The sequence below is a fragment of the Flavobacterium cheongpyeongense genome (genome assembly GCF_003202435.1).
Classification (GTDB): domain Bacteria; phylum Bacteroidota; class Bacteroidia; order Flavobacteriales; family Flavobacteriaceae; genus Flavobacterium; species Flavobacterium cheongpyeongense.
In genome coordinates this window covers 41,012-58,961 of the sequence record NZ_QJHK01000008.1, presented here as the reverse complement: position 1 = coordinate 58,961, position 17,950 = coordinate 41,012, and the positions used below count along the sequence as shown (strand labels likewise).

The following is a 17,950-nucleotide window of genomic DNA, read 5'->3' as shown; positions in this document are numbered from 1 at the left end:
AAGCAACAAATGAACTACCTATTACCCTTATTTTCTGTACTATTAGGATATATTATTGCTTTGTTTTTAAAACCAAAAAACAAAACCAATCTAAAATTATTACTGGCTTTTAGCGGTTCCTTTTTATTGTCGCTAACCGTAATGAATCTTTTGCCTGAAGTATACGAATCGCACAATACTAATATTGGTTTATTTATCATGGTCGGAATTTTATTTCAGATCATCCTGGAGTTCTTCTCAAAAGGAGCTGAACACGGACACGTTCACGGTCATGCAAAAATATCCAGGATTCCTTGGCTGCTTTTTGTAAGTCTTTGTATTCATGCCTTTTTAGAAGGTTTTCCGGTTAGTCATCATCACGGTTTGGCTATCGGGATTGCGATTCATCATTTGCCGATTGCCGTTATTTTAACTACATTTTTCATCAATGCCGATTTAAATAAAAAAGCGATTTTTGCCTTTATGATGACTTTTGCGGTAATGACCCCCTTAGGAACCGTAGCTTCTGATTTCCTGCCTTTCTTAAACGATTATTACACCGAAATAACGGCCGTAGTAATCGGAATTCTATTCCATATTTCATCGACCATTATTTTTGAAAGCAGCGAGGGTCATAAATTCAACGTTGCCAAAGTTTCGATGATTGTTTTAGGGATTCTATTGACGTTTTTTCTTTAAATTGGATATTTTTAATTGCTTATCATTTTAGCATTAATCTTTGTGTGAGGGATAGGAGCAACTACCGAAGTAGTGCGGATAGCCCGACCGTATCGTTGCAAAAGGGCGTATAACCACAAAGTAATTTTGCCCTTTTGTAACGATACGGTCACACCCAAAACTTTCTTATTTTCAATTATATTATCTAATTTTAATTGCCCGTTCTCTTTTTCTCTTCCTGATTTCCAAATGCACGTTCCTTTACATTTATTTTTTTGTTTCCAAAATTGTAAATCACAGATAAACGTACAAATCGGTTACTCTCATTCTGACTGTAGACTTGTTTTACACCATTTACGACAGAAGTAAAATCTTTTAGATAAGATGTGTTAAAAATATCATTTGCCAAAAGGGAAATTTGCATTGATTTACCCCATAAATCCTGTTTGAAACCAATATCAAAACTCGAAGTGTATCCTAATTCATATAACCCGCTTTTAAAAGGCGTACTATAGCTAAAATCAATCTGAATTTTTGTCGTTTTACCTAATGAAAAAGTATTATTTGTGGTAAAATCAACTTGTAAACTGTTTGATGGCCTAGCATTGATCTCTTTAATAAATTCAGTTTTTGCACCTAAAAAGTATAATGAATTCTCACCTGACCACCATTCTGTATAACTAACCGAGTAACTTTCTCCCAAACCATAATTTAAGTTCTTAAAATAATTCTCTCTCGTAACAATCTGCGTGTTTGTCTCTGGATTTGAGGTAAACAAAACACCATAACCGTTTGTAACTGCATTCATGAAAATGCTCGTTCTGAAAACCTCTTTATAGGAATGTGCCAATTCGAAATTATCACTAAACGAAGGCTTCAAAAACGGATTCCCTTCTGAATAACTGTTACTGTTGATATAAATTCGGAATGGATTCAGGAGATCAAAACGGGGCCTGTTGATTCTTTTGCCATAATTGAAGCTAAAAGTATTGTTTTCATTCTTTTTGTACGAAGCATAAAATGTAGGAAATAGTTTCGTATAATTATTTACATTTTCCTGATTGATCGTTTCTGAGAAACCTGTCGTTTGTGTGTTTTCAAGACGCAAACCCATTTGAAGATTCCATTTGTCGTTTATCTTTTTATCTCCGTTAATATAAGCTGCCTGATTATTTTCAGTGTACTCAAATTGGTTAGATTGTTTTGGGTCTAATTGCGGGGTTCCAGTTATCATATCGTAATAAAGAACATCACTGATGCTATTTGTAAAACTCACTTTTGCGCCATAAGACAAATTAAACATCTTAAAGGGATGTTCCATATCGGCTTTAAAACTCCAGTTGTTAATATCCTGCTTCGAAATGTTTCTTCCTGCCTGATTTACATCTACAAATAGCATTTCCGGAGAATAATTGTTAGCCATAAAACTTCGGTCAAACTTTGAATCGTAATTAAAATAATCTACGTCAAAAGATAATTTCCGGTTTAAAGAATCCAATTTGGTAATCAAATGTGCATTGAAAGTCTGATTTTTTGAACCTTTATCGGTGGAACTCTTATTTAGGGTTACATTTTGTAATTCATTTTGAAGATTATACTTTTTAATACTAATATCTGAACCAAAATCAGGATTGTTTCTGTCATTCAAAAACTGAAAACCAATAGTCGTGCGGGCAGAAAGGTCATAGTCTAAAGCCAGTTTTCCGGAAAGATTTTCAGCTTTTACTTTTGTTGTGCTTTTCATATACGAAAGTCCATCAGGGAAATACATTTTTAAGTCATCTGTAGCATTTACATTACCTGTCTTTCCATTGATACTGGCCGAAAACCGAAACTTATTTTTGTTATAAAATAAAGTATTTCTTAAAGTATAAATTCCATATTTATTCTGATCGTAAGAAACTGTCGTGGTATTTTTCCATGAATCACGAGTTCCTTTTTTCATAATAATATTAATCAGCCCACCAAATCCGTCAGCATCATACTTTGCTGGTGGATTGCTGATGATTTCAATATTTTTAATGTCAGCTGCTGAAATTGATTTTAAAAAATTATTCAATTCTTCACCAGCCAACTCAATCATTCTGCCATCGATCATTACTCTTGAAGTTCCTTTTCCTAACATTGTGATCACATCGTTTTTCACTACAACCCCTGGTGCAGTATTAATGGCACTCAAAGCGTTACCTCCGGCTGTTGTGATATTATTTTCAAAATTGTAAACCAAACGATCTGTTTTCTGTTCGATTGTTTTCTTTTTTGACTGAATCACAACCTCTGCCAATTGTGCTGTATTTGCTATTAAAATAATGGTTCCTAAATCTGTATCATTTTCTACAACTATTTCTTTTTCCATTTCTTTATATCCTAAAACAGTCACTTCTATTTTATAAGTTCCTTTTTTAAGATTTATTTCAAAAGAACCATCAACTTTGGTAGAAGTTCCGTTCATAATTTTGCCTTCTGAATTTGATATTGAAATATCTGCCCATTCTAAAGGCATCTTTTCGTCGGCTATTTTTCCTTTTAATGTAATTGATTGTGCAAAACAAAATAAAGGCAATACTAATAAAATAAGGAAATGTAATTTTTTCATGGTTTCTAATTTTAACTTGTTTAGATTAATTTGATGCAAAGTTGCCTTAGAAATTTTCGTAATTCGACCGACAAAAAAAAGTCGAACCAATTTCTGTTCAGGAAATCGGTTCGACTTTATCTGGCGAAGCGTTCGACTTTTTACAAACTATTCATTATAAAGAATTTCTGTAAGCTGTAGGCGTTAAACTGGTGTATTTTTTAAAAGAAGTATTGAAAGACGATTTTGAATTAAAACCTACTTCGTATAAAATTTCCAGAACAGTAAGTTCACTTTTAGATTTATCTTTTAAAATCTGCATGGCTTTCTGAATGCGATATTCATTCACAAAATCAAAAAAATGCTGATTCATTTCATGATTTATCAAAACAGACAAATCCCGAACCGGAATATCAATTTGATTGGCGAGTTCCTGAATCGTTAGAGACGGATCAAGAAACGGCTCTTTTTCGGTCATGTATTGTCTTAAACCTGAAATCTGGCTATTGATTACATCGTTTTTTACATTTACAAATTGTGTTTTTTCTTCGATTTCGGGCAGGATATCTTTGGCTAACTTTAATTTCGAATTTACGCCCCTAAAAAGTTCCGGATGATTCAGGGCTTTCATTACTAACCAACAGGTAATAAACAAAGCAAGAGTACCGACAACTACGTTTAACCAAAGAAATATTTGTCTGTAATCGCTATAACGTAACACATTTTTTAATGCTACGAGGCAGTGTGTAACCAGAAAAACAGTAGTCATTTGAAAAAGATACTTGTAAGTTAAAGAACTCGGATTGGCATAATTTTCCAGATAAATCTCTTTGTATTGCTTTAAAACTAAAAATGCGCTGACGATATAAAACACGTATTGAAATTCAATTAAAATCTGAATAAAGTATATTTCAGGCATTTGATCGATGGAATCCCAAAATTCCTTATTCATACCATCGGCAAGATAAAGTCTTGGAAGAAAAACTAAATTAACTACAATTATGGGAAGTAAATGCAATAAATGCTTCCTTTTTAATCTAAAATCAGAATAACAAACTGCCAGTACATAAAGGTAAAACAAAGGCATTGCCAACAAACAGATCGTCCATCTAAAAATAACTAAATTCAGATATTCCTGAATGTATTCGAAAACAAAAAAACCACTAAGATCAATAGCAGACACAATAAAAAACCATGCAAATAAACGGTTAGCCAATTTATTTTCAGTTTTAACAGTATATAAAAAAAATGCCATCAGTAAAGACACAAAAACCGAGATCTTGGCAATCCCCTGCAGTAAGCTTAATCTATCCATTTATCTTTTAATATTTAACAAATATAATATTTAGTTCTTTCAAAAAGCTTCTGAAAATTGCAATAAAAAACAGTAATTTTGGGCAAGACCAATTATACGAAAAATGACGTTTACAAAAACTACAGAACAAGCATCAAAATACGAACATTTAGAAAAAATGTCGGTTCAGGAACTGCTGGCTAATATAAATAATGAAGACAAAACCGTACCCAATGCGGTCGAAAAGGCCTTACCACAAATCGAAAGATTAGTCGAACAAGTTGTCACTAAATTGAGATTAGGCGGAAGGATTTTCTATATTGGAGCCGGAACATCAGGTCGTTTAGGTGTTGTTGACGCCTCTGAGTGCCCTCCTACTTTTGGAGTACCATTTGATTTGGTAAACGGAATTATTGCCGGAGGCGATACCGCTATTCGCCGTGCTGTAGAAAACGCCGAAGACAATGCGACACAAGCCTGGATTGACTTACAGGAAAATAATATTGGAGAAAATGATGTGGTAATTGGAATTGCGGCCTCAGGAACTACTCCTTACGTAATTGGAGGCTTAGAAACCTGTAATCAAAATAATATTGTTACAGGCTGTATTACCTGTAACGCCGGAAGCCCTTTAGCGTTAACAGCTAAATTCCCAATTGAAGTTGTTGTAGGCCCTGAGTTTGTTACCGGAAGTTCGAGAATGAAAGCCGGAACTGCACAAAAGCTGGTTTTGAATATGATTTCGACAACTTCGATGATTCAGCTTGGAAAAGTGAAAGGTAATAAAATGGTTGATATGCAACTGAGCAATATCAAACTAGTTGACAGAGGTGTAAAAATGATTATGGGAGAAATTCAGATTTCGTATGAAGAAGCATCTGAACTGCTAAAAAAATACGGCAGCGTTAGAAATGCTGTTGACAATTATTTAAAGTAAAAGTTTAATGTGAAAGGTAAGATATGGTTTAACTTCATAATTTTTACCGCAAAGATCGCAAACTTGAAACCTGAAACTTTTTAAACCTGAAATGACATTTAAAAATGGCAACAAACAAACAATTACTCGGAAAAGGAATTAAATATCTATCAGGTTCTCTGCCTCTTTTATTTATAGGTCCTTCATTGATTTATAATGCTTTTATGAATCAGCACACCAAATGGCATTATCTGGTTTTAGGAATTGGAATCGTGGCTTGTCTCAGTGCTATGTTTTTAATTTTTTACGGATTGAAAATTATTATGAAAGGTTTGTTTAATGACTGATGCAAGGCTATACGAACAAATCAGCCCAAACTCCTTTAATTCTTATATTCAATTACGATGGAAAACCTAATACATATTCAGAAGACCTTTGATAAGGTTCTTTATATTGACAAAAAAATAAACAATAGGGAGTTTGAAGATTGTGTTTTTAAAAACTGTGATTTCTCTAATAGTAATTTTGCCTACAATACTTTTTTGGACTGTGAATTTATTGACTGTAATCTCTCCATGACCAGTTTGGCGGGTACCAGTTTAAAAAATGTAACTTTTAAAAACTGTAAGCTTTTGGGAATTGCTTTTAACGAATGTGACGATTTTTTATTCCAGGTTTATTTTGAAGAAAGTACACTGGATTACGCTATATTTTCAAACAAAAAAATGCCAAAAACCAAGTTTATTAATTGTTCTGTCAGAGAAGTTACTTTTATAGGAACCAATTTAACCAGTTCGGTTTTTGACAATTGTGATTTAGATGGCTCGATTTTTAATGAAACCCAACTGGCTGCAGTAGATTTTAGAACGGCTTATAATTACAAAATCGATCCTGAATTTAACCCAATGCGAAAAGCACAGTTCTCAAATCAGGGAATCGTGGGACTTTTAGACAAATACGACATTAAAATTGTTTAATTATGAAAACAAATGAATCTTATCTGGAAAGCGTTAAAAAGCAGTTTTTGTATTATAAAATGCTGGGCGAAAAAGCCATAGATCAGTTAGAACCGGAACAACTTTTTGTTGCGGTAAACGATGATACCAACAGCATAGCAACCATCATCAAACATATTTCCGGGAACATGCTTTCGAGATGGACAGACTTTTTAACTTCTGACGGGGAAAAAGAATGGCGCAACCGTGATGCCGAGTTTGAAAATGATTTACAATCAAAACAATCCGTTTTAGAAACCTGGGACAAAGGCTGGAAATGTTTTATGGATGCTTTAAACAGTTTAAACCCCGAACAGCTTTCGGATATAATTTATATCAGGAACGAAGGTCACACGGTTATTGAAGCCATTAATCGTCAATTGGCACATTATCCCTATCATATCGGGCAAATTGTGTTTTATGCCAAACAATTAAAAAATACAAACTGGGAAAGTTTATCGATTCCGAAAAATAAATCCGGAAATTACAATGCCGAAAAATTTGCCAAAGAAAAAGAAATCAAGAACTTTACAGATGACGAATTAAAAAGGCTCAAATAGTTTTTGTTTGTCTAAATAAAGAACAAACCTCTTAAAAATAAAAGCCCTTCGAGTCCCGTTCTGGTGATATGAAAAACGATTGCCCTAGCCCTGATTGCAACGAAAATCCTTTTTATTTTTTCTTTAAAAATAAAAAGATTGCAGTGGAAAGCAGGAAACAGCTCCTTAAAAAACATTTAAAATGAAAAAAATCATATTCTTACTTCCTGTATTTGCTTTAGTATCATGTTATAACGCAGAACACCATTGCAAAGACTTCAAAAACGGAAAATTTAAATTTGAGTTTGAAGTAAACGGCTTAAAAAAAACTACGGTTTTTGAGCGCAGAGACAGTCTTGAAATTGAAACTTTTGAAGGTAAAACAGATACTTCGACAGTACGCTGGGTAAGCGATTGCGAATATGTATTGCAGAAAAAACACCCGAAAAACATGGCCGAGGAAAAAGCCATCAGCATGAAAATTTTAACGACAACTAAAGATTCATATACTTTTGAATTTGGCATGGTGGGCTCTGAAGAAAAACAACGCGGAACAGTAACCAAAATCAATTAAAAAGCTAATAAATCAATATTTTAAAAGTTCCCTTGGGGAGCTTTTTTTGTTTAACAAATAATCCTCAAATTTCACAAAAATATAGTTTGAATAAAAATTTAAAAGTGTTTCTTTTACAATTGCAATTTTAGAACTTAAACCAAGCGTATGAAAAATACCATTTCCCATAGAGTAGCCGATTTTTTAAAGCACTTCCCTCCTTTTAATCTCCTGCATCAAAAAGACCTCGAAAAATTATCAGAACAAATCTCTATTATTTACAAAGAAAAGGACTCTGTGATTTTTTCTGAGAATGAAAAAACGCATGAATCTTTTTATGTGGTTCACAAAGGAGCTATTGCCCTTAAAAAGAATCAAAAAACCCTTGATATGTGCGATGAAGGAGATATTTTTGGATTAAGGCCGCTTCTGGCTCAGGAAAATTATGTTATGGAAGCCAGTGCTTATGAAGAGAGTATTTTATACGCCATACCGATTTCCGTTTTTAAACCTTATGCTTTAGAGAACAAGGCGATTGGAAATTTCCTTATTGAAAGTTATGCATCGAATACTAAAAACCCGTATTCTGAAGTGCATAAAAACAATTTATACGGCGAAGTTATTGCGCAGCATGATCAGAGTAACGACAAAGAAGTATTTGATTTACAGCCCGTAAAATTTTCGAAAAAGATGGTTACCTGCGGACCTTCGACCACAGCGAAAGAAATTGCAAAAATCCTGACTAAGAAAAAAGTTGGAGCTATTTTAATAGTCGATGAAATGCTCCCAATCGGAATTATTACTGACAAAGATCTGCGCAACAAAATTGTTACCGGTGACTATCCTATTACTACTGCTGCTGAAACTATCATGACATCGCCCGTTATTACGTATTCTAAAAAAATGACGGTTACTGAGGCTCAAATGGCAATGATAAAAAGCAACATTAGTTATATATGTCTTACAAAAGACGGAACTGTCAATACAAAAGCTGTTGGTATTTTATCCAAACACGACCTTATGGTATCGCTGGGAAACAATCCTGCAGTTTTGATTAAAGCTCTAAAAAGAACCACAAAAGTTAAGGAAATAAAACCTATCAGAGCCAGAATCATGCAGCTATTGCAGGGATATTTAGACCAGAATATCCCGATGACCCTGATTACAAAAATCATAACCGAATTGAACGATGCCTGTGTAAATCGTGTTATTGATATTTCGCTGGAAAAAATGAACACTCCCCCTCCTGTAAAATTTACCTGGCTCGCACTTGGAAGTCAAGGACGTGACGAACAAATGTTGCATACGGATCAGGATAATGCAATTGTATACGAAAATGTATCGGAAGTTTTTAAGGATGAAACCAAAGCATATTTCTTAAAATTAGCGACTTATATCAACAAAGGCCTTTTTACAATTGGCTACGAATATTGCCCTGCCGAAATGATGGCATCCAACCCAAAATGGTGTATGAGCCTGGACGAATGGAAAAATCAGGTGGCCTACTGGATCAAAAATCCGGGTAAAAATGAAGTTTTATTATCGTTTATCTTTTTTGACTACAGTGTAAAATATGGTGATCGCGAAATTGTAGATCAATTATCAGATTCGATATTTGAAAATGTAAAGGCTAACCCTATTTTCTATGTTCATTTGGTGAGTGGTGCTTTGCAGAGCCCCTCTCCAACCGGTTTCTTCAGACAGTTTTTAGTTGAACAGGACGGAGCCAACAAAGATCAGTTTGATATTAAACGAAGGGCCTTGATGCCGCTTACAGATGCTGCTAGGGTTTTAATTTTATCACACTCTGTAAAGTCAATCAGTAATACGGCGGAGCGTTTTGAGAAACTGGCCGAAATGGAACCTCAAAACAGTGAACTTTACTTATCCTGCTCTTATTCTTTTAAGGCCTTATTAAAATTCAGGACCAAACAAGGTCTTTTACATCATGATTCGGGACAATTTATTGCCCTGGAATCCCTTTCGAAAATGGAAAAAATAAAACTGAAAAGAACTTTTAAAACCATCAAAGAACTTCAGGAATTAATTTCGGTACGTTTTAATGTTTCTAATATTGTATAAAAATGAGTTTATTTAATTTTTGGAAAAAAGAAGAAGAAGAAAAGCTTTTCGATGAAAATATTACGATCGAAGAGACTCGTTTTATAGTATTGGATACAGAAACGACAGGTTTTGATTTCGAAAATGACCGTATATTGTGCATTGGAGCCCTGGTATTGCAAAATGCTACCATTTCAGTTCAGAATAGTTTCGAAGTGTATATAGAACAAGATCATTATGACGAGTCAACTGCGCAGATTCATGGAATTTTGAAAGATTTTGTTGTAAAACGCCCATCTGAAGCTGAAGCATTAGAACAGTTCGTTAACTATTTAGGTGATTCTGTTATTATAGCTCATCATGCTTATTTTGATATCACGATGATCAACAAAGCTTTGGAAAGAAATGGCTTACCTGAATTAAAAAACAAGTCGCTGGATACCGGAATTTTGTATAAAAAAACATTGATAAAATCACATCTTTTTGAACGAAAAGACCATTATTCACTTGATGATCTGGCTGATAAATTTGATATTTCTAAAAAGGATCGCCATACCGCATTGGGGGACGCCTATATAACAGCCATTGCTTTTTTAAAAATTGTAAAAAAACTGAGAGAAAAGAAAGAAGTTACCTTAAATAAGCTTTTTAAATAATAATGAGGTAAGTCAAGTAATTTAGTGCCGAAAAGTCACTATTTAAAGATATAAATTACCTCTTACTTTTGAGGCCTGAATATTAACCTTAAAAGTGATTTCGGAACTTCAAAGACCTCTTTTTGAATCGCTACTGAATATTCTTTGGATCAGCTTCTTAAGACCTTTATCAGGCATAGCAGGCAAACCCCAGATACAATTTATGGAACTCTGAATCTCTGCAAAAACACCGGAAACCCTATCAATAAAATTACTACTCCAAATATTGTGGCAAAACATTACTATCTGATAGCTGTACCTTTTTTTTGGCCTCCTGAATCTGTTTGGCAGCATCATTACCTGCCGATTCATTTATTTGCCCGTACAATTGCCCTGTTATGGCTTCTTCCCCAAAAAAGAATCCACAAATGGTTATAATAATCAATAAAGGGCAAAGAAAAAATGGTATAATAAGATAAAGCAGCGCTTAATTTTATGGCGTTATCATCATTAAACTCTAAAAATGTAGTCTTCAATAAATACAATGACTTTGAAAAGATATTTCGATTTTTCATTTGCTATTTTTGATATTCCTTCAAATTTAAACGATAATCAAAAATCCTGAATTCCTGATTTTTAATAGAATTTTACATTTTTATCATGTAAAATTATTTTGAAATCCTTTTATATTCCTGATCAAAACCCAATTTTTTAATTTTTAAAATCTTTTTGAATTCGCTTCTTGTTGGTTTTATTAAATACGACATTGAATCTATCTTTTCAGCTTTAACAACAGTTACAGAATCAAGTTTTTTTAAGTCATCTGGCAAATAGATTTCTTTTATTTTAAGTGTTTTATTTTTCAGGCTAAAAAATTGCGTTTTCCAAAAAATAGAGTCTTTTATACTTAGCACCAATTGACCATCTATACGTTTAAGCTTTTGATAGTATGACAATCTAAAAATAGTATCTATATAAGGTTCTGTAAATTCTATTGAATCTCCCTTAGTGTGAATATACATTTTTTTCTCAGAGTTTTTTTCTGTCACTAAATTACCTTCGATTTTAAAGTCTTGCTTTATTGAATCGAATTCAATTTTATCCATCTTATATTTTCCAAAATATTTAGCTATAATTCTGTCTTCTTCAATTCGAATAAAAGTCGAATCATTGTTCCTGTACAATCCTCTATACTTATGAGGAAAATGATCTAACTCTGAATCATCATCCGGCTGCGGATTTTCAAAATAAAAGAAAAAACAATCAGGACATGGTAGCGTCCTAACTTTTTTACAAGCTCCAAAACAAATTACTAAAATCAATATTAAAATTGACTTTTTCATAGGAAAATCATTTATAGTGGCAAAAAATCCCTTTATCATAAACCGTCCACAAACTTGCTTTTTGGTTTGCTGCTTTTAATGCGTTATTTGCCCAGGTATTACACGTATAAAAAAGGCTGTAACTTCCCTTTGCTTCATAAAAAGCATCTTTTTTTCCGTAGCTGTGGCCTTCAATCCATTGCGGGTGAGCGGAATCACTAAAACTTTCAGAAATATAAGTCACCAAATTTTGGTAATTCTCTTTTGAAATCAGGATTCGTTTGCAGTCTTCGCCTTCTTTCAATTGCTTAAAAAATGTAGTATGCATAGCAGATGAACTTATTCCAAATGCTGCTTTGAGGGCTGTACTGGCTTTGAGGTCTGCCCATTCCGGTGTATCGAGATAAAAACCTTTATCACCCCATCCAAAAGCGATAAAATTGACCAATGAATCTTTTGATTGTGTCTGACTGAAACGGATTTCGTTTCGCCAGTCTTTAATTTCATTTTTTACAGGAACTACAATATCGGTGTGAACGCCGTTAGAGAGAATGTAAACTGGAATAGCATTTTGTTCTTCAACCTGATCAATATCAGAGTTGACCGTGATTTTTGAAATTAGAAGAACGGATGAAATGTATAACGCAAGGAAAGCGAAAATTCCGAAAAGTGTCCAGCCCAGAAATTTAAAAGATTTTTTTAGCATTTTGATTGGTTTTAGATTTAGTTATTGGTTGATTTTTCTGTAACCAATTTTTAAGCCAAAAATTTTCAAATATGAAATTTCACTAGAATTTTTTCCCGCAGATTTTTCAGATTATCATGGACTTGATGTTAGGCACACTGTTTTGTGCCTCTACACACAATCTTTGCGATAAAAACTAAAAAAAACCGCTGAATTTCTCCAGCGGTCAAATCTATTTTCTTTATTCTTTTTTCTATTTTTAAAAAAGGACTAAACATTAAAACGAAAATGCATTACATCACCATCTTTTACTACATATTCTTTTCCTTCTACTTTGAATTTTCCGGCTTCTTTTGCTTTTGCTTCTGAACCGTACTGAACGTAATCTTCATATGAAATAACCTCTGCACGAATAAAACCTTTTTCGAAATCAGTGTGGATAACTCCGGCTGCCTGAGGTGCAGTTGCCCCAATGTTAATTGTCCACGCACGAACTTCTTTTACACCAGCAGTAAAATAAGTTTGTTGCTTTAATAATTTATAAGCAGCACGAATTAAAACAGATGCTCCTGGCTCAGTCAATCCCATATCTTCAAGAAAAACCTGACGTTCTTCATAGCTTTCCAATTCTGTAATATCAGCCTCTGCCCCTACTGAAAGAATAATAACTTCAGCATCTTCATCTTTTACTAATTCACGAACCTGATCTACATATTTATTTCCGTTTACAGCAGAATTTTCGTCAACATTACAAACATATAAAACCGGTTTTGCTGTAATTAACTGAAAACCCTCCATCAAAACTTCTTCGTCATTATTTTGAGGAATAATTGTTCTTGCAGATTTTGCCTGTAATAATGCTTCTCTAATTCTGTTTAATAAAGCTTCTTCTGTCTGAGCTTCTTTATTTCCGGTTTTTGCAGCACGTTTTACTTTTTCAAGGCGTTTATCGATTGTTTCCAAATCTTTTAACTGCAATTCGATATCAATCGTTTCTTTGTCACGAATTGGGTTTACATTTCCGTCAACGTGTACAATATTATCATTATCAAAACAACGCAAAACGTGAATGATTGCATTACACTCTCTAATATTCCCTAAAAACTGGTTTCCAAGACCTTCACCCTTACTCGCTCCTTTTACCAAACCGGCAATATCTACAATATCTACGGTTGCCATTTGTACACGCTCTGGTTTTACCAACTCTTCTAATTTGTTGATTCTTGGATCCGGAACGTTTACAACACCAATATTTGGCTCGATTGTACAAAACGGAAAGTTAGCACTCTGCGCTTTTGCATTAGATAAACAATTAAATAATGTTGATTTTCCAACATTTGGTAATCCTACAATTCCTGCTTTCATCTGTTGTTTCTAGTTTATTTTTTATTGACACTGAATTAACCAGGTCTTTTGGCTTTCTGCCAATATGCTATTTTTTGGCTTTAAAATTTTGCAAATATAAGATTTAATAGCTCGTAAGTGAAGTAAAAATGTGCATTAATATAATTTTAAAAGACTTGTTTGAAATTTTTAAACTTTTAACCGGTATTTTGTTAAAAAAAATGTAATTTTATACAAAACAACAATAAAAAACAAACCAATAAACCAAAAACCATGAAAAAGATTGCATTATTTTTATTTCTGCTGAACACAGCTTTTCTTTTTGCTCAAAAAGAAGTCACGGGTGTCGTCAAAGACAAAACAGGTAATCCCCTGCCAGGTGTAAATATTCTTGAAAAAGGGACCTCAAACGGCGTTTCTACCGATTTTGAAGGAAAATATATCATCCAAGTAAAAGAAGGTACCGTTTTAGTTTTTAGCTATGTCGGATTTTCAACTGTAGAAAAAGTAGTTTCAGGAAATAACCTAAATATTGTTTTAGATGAAAGTGATGGTCAGATACTAAATGATGTTGTAGTTGTAGGTTCCAGAAACACTAAAAGGACTGTTGTAAATTCTGCCGTTCCTATTGATGTAATTAATGTAAAGGATGTTACGACACAAAGCGGAAAAATAGAAATTAATGAATTATTGCAATATGTCGCTCCGTCATTTAACGCTAATAAACAATCCGGCTCTGATGGTGCTGACCACGTCGATCCTGCCTCTTTACGAGGGATGGGACCAGATCAGACTTTGGTTTTAATTAACGGCAAAAGAAGACATCAGTCATCGCTTATCAATCTATTTGGAACTCGTGGACGTGGAAATACCGGAACGGATTTGAATGCAATTCCGGCCGCTTCTATCAAAAGAATTGAAATTTTAAGAGACGGTGCTGCAGCACAATATGGTTCTGATGCTATTGCCGGGGTCATCAATATTGTTTTAAATGACAATGTTGACACATTTACAGGATCAGTTACTTATGGCGCATTCAATACCAACGCAAAGGGTGATTTCCCTGAAGGAACTGCCAATACTGATGGCTATCGTTTAGATAAAAATGGTAATGGAAATACATTCGGAAAAGATCAGGCTTTTGACGGCGGATCAGTAAAAGTGGCAGCTAATTATGGGGTTGCAATTGGCGAAAAAGGTGGTTATGCTAATTTTTCTACAGAATATTTAAATAAAAACAAAACACTCCGTCCGGGCTTTGATTTTAGAAAAGGATTTGGAGAAGCAGAAATTCAGAGTTTTAACTTATTTGGAAATTTATCAATTCCTATATCTGAAAAAACAGAATTTTATGCTTTTGGTGGAAGAAATTTCAGAGATACTGATGCCTATGCTTTTACCCGAAATAGCGGTCCACGTGTTGTAGAAGAAATTTATCCCGGAGGTTATACACCAAGAATCACTTCAAATATTATCGACAATTCATTTGCTGCAGGATTTAGGACTCAAACCTCAGGAGGATGGAAAATTGACCTGAGTAATACCTTTGGAAAAAATTTATTTCATTATTATGTAAAAGGAACAATCAACGCTTCATTACTGACAGCTTCTCCAACGGAATTTGATGCGGGCGGACACAGCCTGACTCAAAATACAACTAATTTTGATATTTCTAAAAATTATGATTCTGTAATGAGTGGTCTAAATCTTGCGTTTGGGGCAGAATTCAGAACAGAAAAATTCAATATTTTCGCAGGCGAAGAAGGTTCTTACACTACTTATGATACAAATGGAAAACCCATTACCGATCCATTAACACAAAGTCCTCCAATGACTGATAATCCAGATTACGATCCTAACGAACCTACTTCATCCACAAACCCTTTAATGGTACCACGCCCCGGAGGTTCACAGGGATTCCCGGGATACAGCCCAAAAAATGCTATTGACAAAAGCCGTACGAATCTTTCTTTATATGCAGATGCAGAATTAGATATTAGTGAAGCATTTATGTTGAGTACTGCTGTACGTTTTGAAAATTACAGCGATTTTGGCAGTACTGTAAACGGAAAATTAGCATCAAGACTTAAACTTACTGACAATATCAACTTAAGAGGTTCTGTCAGTACAGGTTTTCGTGCCCCATCATTAGCACAAATTTATTATAATTTACGTTTTACCAACTTTAGTTCCGCAGGTGCAACAGAAGTATTACTCTCTCCAAACAACAGCCCCGTAACAAAAGCTTTTGGTATTAATAACTTAAACGAAGAAAAAGCTGTTAATGGTTCTTTAGGTTTAACTGCCAATTTTGGCGATTTTACAGCAACCGTTGACGGCTATTTGATTCATGTAAAAGACAGAATTGTGTTGACAGGCTATTTTGATGCAACTCAATTTAACCTTGGTGTTGACAAGGCACAGTTTTTCGTAAATGGTGTAGATACTAAAACAACCGGACTAGATGTAGTTTTAGCATGGAAAAAAACAATTAACGAAAACAGATTTGGCGCAACCTTAGTTGGAAACATCAATGATATGAAGATTGACAAAGTAAAAAATGGCAATTTAGAAGAAAAAACATTCTTTGGAGAGCGGGATAAAGCCTTTTTACTTGCTTCTGCACCACCTAATAAATTTGGACTGAACCTAAATTACGGCAGAAAATGGTTTGATGCCGGATTGGCATTTACCAGATTTAGCGAAGTAAAATTATTAGATTATCAAATGGATGAAGATCCCGAAGATTACAGAACAGACGCTTCTGAAACTGATGAGCAGGTATTTGCAAATCAAAAGAAAGCCGCAACAGATACTTATGGAGCCAAAATTGTAACCGACCTGACTTTAGGATTCCAACTTTCAAAATCAACAAAAATTAGTATAGGAGCCAATAACTTATTAAACATTTATCCTGACCAACAAGATGACTGGGTTGAGGCTGGTGGCTACTGGGATGCTGTACAAATGGGTTTCAATGGAGCCTATTACTATGCGAGACTTGGATTTAATTTTTAATTGATGATACACAAAAAAATCCTGAGTTTTTGCTCAGGATTTTTTGTATATTTTCAAAATTAAAGCTTGAATTCGAGTGCATCTATAAGTGCTTTTTCTTCATCTGTAGCTGTAAATCCGGAAATATCCCAATATTTAGTCAGGATTTTATTCTTTTTATTAAAAAGTGATTTTTCCTTAAAAACATCACTTTCTTTATACGTAAAATTTTGTCTGTTGAAATTCGTCGTTATAAAACTATTACGCACCTGAATATTTTTTATCTCCTCTTTCAAAACCAAATCATACCCTATCTCTTCATTTGCAGTCAATAAATAATAGTCCAGACCATCTATCCTGTAACTAACCCTTACAGATGAGCCTGTAATATTCTTAGAACCAATTTGTTCATTCTCCTGAATTTGAGCAAGATTGGCCGGTACTATGATAACACTAAATTCTACAATCAGTTTTTTTTCAGGATCATAAATTATTTCATAAGTATCCAAAGCCGTTTTTGAATTATCTAAGGGCGATACAGACATTATATAATAACCACTATTATTAGGATGTCCCTTGGTTGTAAAGCTATATTCTTTTTTTGTTTTTGAATCCAAAAGAACATCGAAATACTTTAAATTGGAATAATTTTCCATGATATTATTCAGATTATAACCCATCAAATCTGCACTAATATCGGCTTCCAATAAGCCATAGGACCTGTTTTGTTCTACAAGTAATGTGGTAGTTGCTTTTTTTTGACTAACAGAAAACTGAAAATTTACTAGTCCGTCATTATAATAAGAGTATTTGTTGTTTAACAAAAAAAACTCTCGCACATATACTTTTAAACGGTACGAAGCGGCTAATTTTTGCCTTGAATTAGCAACAATTTTTTGAAGTGTTTTTTGAGGATTTTCATTTGACACCACAATCTCATCAAGTTTATTATGGCTGTTTTTTAGATAGACTACAAATTGATCTTCCTTTAGAGCTGCCCAACGAAGCGTCAATTTTTCATAGTTTGTTTCAGACACCTGAACATTTGAAGCGCCATTTAATTCAAAAGTCACTTTACCCTCTTTGTTCGTTATCAAAGTCTGCCTGGTTTTCATGATATAAACCGTCGCATTTTCTATAGGTAAAAGTGTTTCTATATCTTTTATAACAATAGAATATTCGGTGCTTTGTGCAAAAACACCAAAGCTAAATAACAGAATAAATAAAAGTATTAATCTTTTCATGAGCCATTATTAAAATACAAAAATTATTGCCAAATTTAACAAAAATAAAACATTACAAACCAGCACAATATGCAATAAATTAAATGTTTTAAGTACAAAAAAAAAATCCTAAGTTCAACACTCAGGATTTCCG

At 33.7% G+C, this 17,950-nt stretch carries 16 protein-coding genes; 9 read left to right on the top strand and 7 right to left on the bottom strand.

Features of this window, described 5'->3' with window-relative positions; translation table 11 throughout:
* Nucleotides 1-9 precede the first annotated feature (9 nt).
* Nucleotides 10-678 (top strand): ZIP family metal transporter, encoded by a 669-nt coding sequence (locus DMB65_RS10790; RefSeq protein ID WP_110306663.1) that lies wholly within the window; start codon nucleotides 10-12, stop codon nucleotides 676-678.
* A gap of 190 nt (nucleotides 679-868) precedes the next feature.
* Here DMB65_RS10790 and DMB65_RS10785 read toward each other — a convergent pair whose 3' ends face one another.
* Both DMB65_RS10785 and DMB65_RS10780 read right to left on the bottom strand, forming a co-directional pair.
* On the bottom strand, nucleotides 869-3,253 hold the full coding sequence (locus tag DMB65_RS10785) for an outer membrane beta-barrel family protein (RefSeq protein WP_110306662.1): 2,385 nt from the start codon (nucleotides 3,251-3,253) through the stop codon (nucleotides 869-871).
* 154 nt (nucleotides 3,254-3,407) lie between these two features.
* Complete coding sequence (locus DMB65_RS10780) at nucleotides 3,408-4,547, bottom strand: helix-turn-helix domain-containing protein (protein WP_110306661.1); 1,140 nt, start codon at nucleotides 4,545-4,547, stop codon at nucleotides 3,408-3,410.
* A gap of 103 nt (nucleotides 4,548-4,650) precedes the next feature.
* Here DMB65_RS10780 and murQ point away from each other — a divergent pair, with 103 nt between their 5' ends.
* The 7 genes from murQ (at nucleotide 4,651) to DMB65_RS10745 (ending at nucleotide 10,246) form a co-directional block, all read left to right on the top strand.
* On the top strand, nucleotides 4,651-5,463 hold the full coding sequence (murQ, locus tag DMB65_RS10775; RefSeq protein ID WP_110306660.1) for an N-acetylmuramic acid 6-phosphate etherase: 813 nt from the start codon (nucleotides 4,651-4,653) through the stop codon (nucleotides 5,461-5,463).
* A gap of 104 nt (nucleotides 5,464-5,567) precedes the next feature.
* On the top strand, nucleotides 5,568-5,789 hold the full coding sequence (locus DMB65_RS10770; RefSeq protein WP_110306659.1) for a DUF6095 family protein: 222 nt from the start codon (nucleotides 5,568-5,570) through the stop codon (nucleotides 5,787-5,789).
* 57 nt (nucleotides 5,790-5,846) lie between these two features.
* On the top strand, nucleotides 5,847-6,419 hold the full coding sequence (locus DMB65_RS10765; protein WP_110306658.1) for a pentapeptide repeat-containing protein: 573 nt from the start codon (nucleotides 5,847-5,849) through the stop codon (nucleotides 6,417-6,419).
* Between the two features lie 2 nt (nucleotides 6,420-6,421).
* The gene (locus DMB65_RS10760) at nucleotides 6,422-6,997 is read left to right on the top strand and encodes a DUF1572 family protein (RefSeq protein WP_110306657.1); all 576 of its coding nucleotides are present in this window, start codon (nucleotides 6,422-6,424) and stop codon (nucleotides 6,995-6,997) included.
* A 181-nt stretch (nucleotides 6,998-7,178) separates the two neighbouring features.
* Nucleotides 7,179-7,550, top strand: a complete 372-nt coding sequence (locus DMB65_RS10755; protein WP_110306656.1) for a DNA topoisomerase IV — start codon at nucleotides 7,179-7,181, stop codon at nucleotides 7,548-7,550.
* Nucleotides 7,551-7,697: 147 nt separating this feature from the next.
* Entirely contained in the window at nucleotides 7,698-9,611 is a 1,914-nt protein-coding gene (locus DMB65_RS10750) for a DUF294 nucleotidyltransferase-like domain-containing protein (protein ID WP_110306655.1), read from the top strand.
* 2 nt (nucleotides 9,612-9,613) lie between these two features.
* Nucleotides 9,614-10,246 (top strand): 3'-5' exonuclease, encoded by a 633-nt coding sequence (locus DMB65_RS10745; protein ID WP_110306654.1) that lies wholly within the window; start codon nucleotides 9,614-9,616, stop codon nucleotides 10,244-10,246.
* 347 nt (nucleotides 10,247-10,593) lie between these two features.
* Here DMB65_RS10745 and DMB65_RS22400 read toward each other — a convergent pair whose 3' ends face one another.
* From DMB65_RS22400 to ychF, 4 genes are all read right to left on the bottom strand, one after another.
* Nucleotides 10,594-10,800 carry a hypothetical protein gene (locus tag DMB65_RS22400; protein WP_230470649.1) on the bottom strand — a complete coding sequence of 69 codons (207 nt, stop codon included), beginning with the start codon at nucleotides 10,798-10,800 and terminating at the stop codon, nucleotides 10,594-10,596.
* A 93-nt stretch (nucleotides 10,801-10,893) separates the two neighbouring features.
* Nucleotides 10,894-11,547: a hypothetical protein gene (locus DMB65_RS10735; RefSeq protein ID WP_123955323.1), complete on the bottom strand. Its 654-nt coding sequence runs from the start codon at nucleotides 11,545-11,547 to the stop codon at nucleotides 10,894-10,896.
* Nucleotides 11,548-11,575: 28 nt separating this feature from the next.
* The gene (locus DMB65_RS10730) at nucleotides 11,576-12,253 is read right to left on the bottom strand and encodes a TIGR02117 family protein (RefSeq protein ID WP_110306652.1); all 678 of its coding nucleotides are present in this window, start codon (nucleotides 12,251-12,253) and stop codon (nucleotides 11,576-11,578) included.
* A gap of 249 nt (nucleotides 12,254-12,502) precedes the next feature.
* Nucleotides 12,503-13,597, bottom strand: a complete 1,095-nt coding sequence (gene ychF / locus DMB65_RS10725) for a redox-regulated ATPase YchF (protein ID WP_110306651.1) — start codon at nucleotides 13,595-13,597, stop codon at nucleotides 12,503-12,505.
* Nucleotides 13,598-13,849: 252 nt separating this feature from the next.
* Here ychF and DMB65_RS10720 point away from each other — a divergent pair, with 252 nt between their 5' ends.
* Nucleotides 13,850-16,594, top strand: coding sequence for a TonB-dependent receptor (locus DMB65_RS10720; RefSeq protein ID WP_110306650.1), 2,745 nt, complete (start codon nucleotides 13,850-13,852; stop codon nucleotides 16,592-16,594).
* Nucleotides 16,595-16,653: 59 nt separating this feature from the next.
* Here DMB65_RS10720 and DMB65_RS10715 read toward each other — a convergent pair whose 3' ends face one another.
* Complete coding sequence (locus DMB65_RS10715) at nucleotides 16,654-17,817, bottom strand: hypothetical protein (RefSeq protein WP_110306649.1); 1,164 nt, start codon at nucleotides 17,815-17,817, stop codon at nucleotides 16,654-16,656.
* Nucleotides 17,818-17,950 lie beyond the last annotated feature (133 nt).

Bases quoted from the DNA above. Each gene is read 5' to 3' on its own strand.
- DMB65_RS10715 (WP_110306649.1), bottom strand. From the start codon at position 17,817: ATGAAAAGATTAATACTTTTATTTATTCTGTTATTTAGCTTTGGTGTT.
- DMB65_RS10720 (WP_110306650.1), top strand. From the start codon at position 13,850: ATGAAAAAGATTGCATTATTTTTATTTCTGCTGAACACAGCTTTTCTT.
- DMB65_RS10765 (WP_110306658.1), top strand. From the start codon at position 5,847: ATGGAAAACCTAATACATATTCAGAAGACCTTTGATAAGGTTCTTTAT.
- DMB65_RS22400 (WP_230470649.1), bottom strand. From the start codon at position 10,800: ATGAAAAATCGAAATATCTTTTCAAAGTCATTGTATTTATTGAAGACT.
- DMB65_RS10750 (WP_110306655.1), top strand. From the start codon at position 7,698: ATGAAAAATACCATTTCCCATAGAGTAGCCGATTTTTTAAAGCACTTC.
- DMB65_RS10760 (WP_110306657.1), top strand. From the start codon at position 6,422: ATGAAAACAAATGAATCTTATCTGGAAAGCGTTAAAAAGCAGTTTTTG.
- DMB65_RS10790 (WP_110306663.1), top strand. From the start codon at position 10: ATGAACTACCTATTACCCTTATTTTCTGTACTATTAGGATATATTATT.
- DMB65_RS10785 (WP_110306662.1), bottom strand. From the start codon at position 3,253: ATGAAAAAATTACATTTCCTTATTTTATTAGTATTGCCTTTATTTTGT.
- DMB65_RS10730 (WP_110306652.1), bottom strand. From the start codon at position 12,253: ATGCTAAAAAAATCTTTTAAATTTCTGGGCTGGACACTTTTCGGAATT.
- DMB65_RS10755 (WP_110306656.1), top strand. From the start codon at position 7,179: ATGAAAAAAATCATATTCTTACTTCCTGTATTTGCTTTAGTATCATGT.
- ychF (WP_110306651.1), bottom strand. From the start codon at position 13,597: ATGAAAGCAGGAATTGTAGGATTACCAAATGTTGGAAAATCAACATTA.
- murQ (WP_110306660.1), top strand. From the start codon at position 4,651: ATGACGTTTACAAAAACTACAGAACAAGCATCAAAATACGAACATTTA.
- DMB65_RS10780 (WP_110306661.1), bottom strand. From the start codon at position 4,547: ATGGATAGATTAAGCTTACTGCAGGGGATTGCCAAGATCTCGGTTTTT.
- DMB65_RS10745 (WP_110306654.1), top strand. From the start codon at position 9,614: ATGAGTTTATTTAATTTTTGGAAAAAAGAAGAAGAAGAAAAGCTTTTC.
- DMB65_RS10770 (WP_110306659.1), top strand. From the start codon at position 5,568: ATGGCAACAAACAAACAATTACTCGGAAAAGGAATTAAATATCTATCA.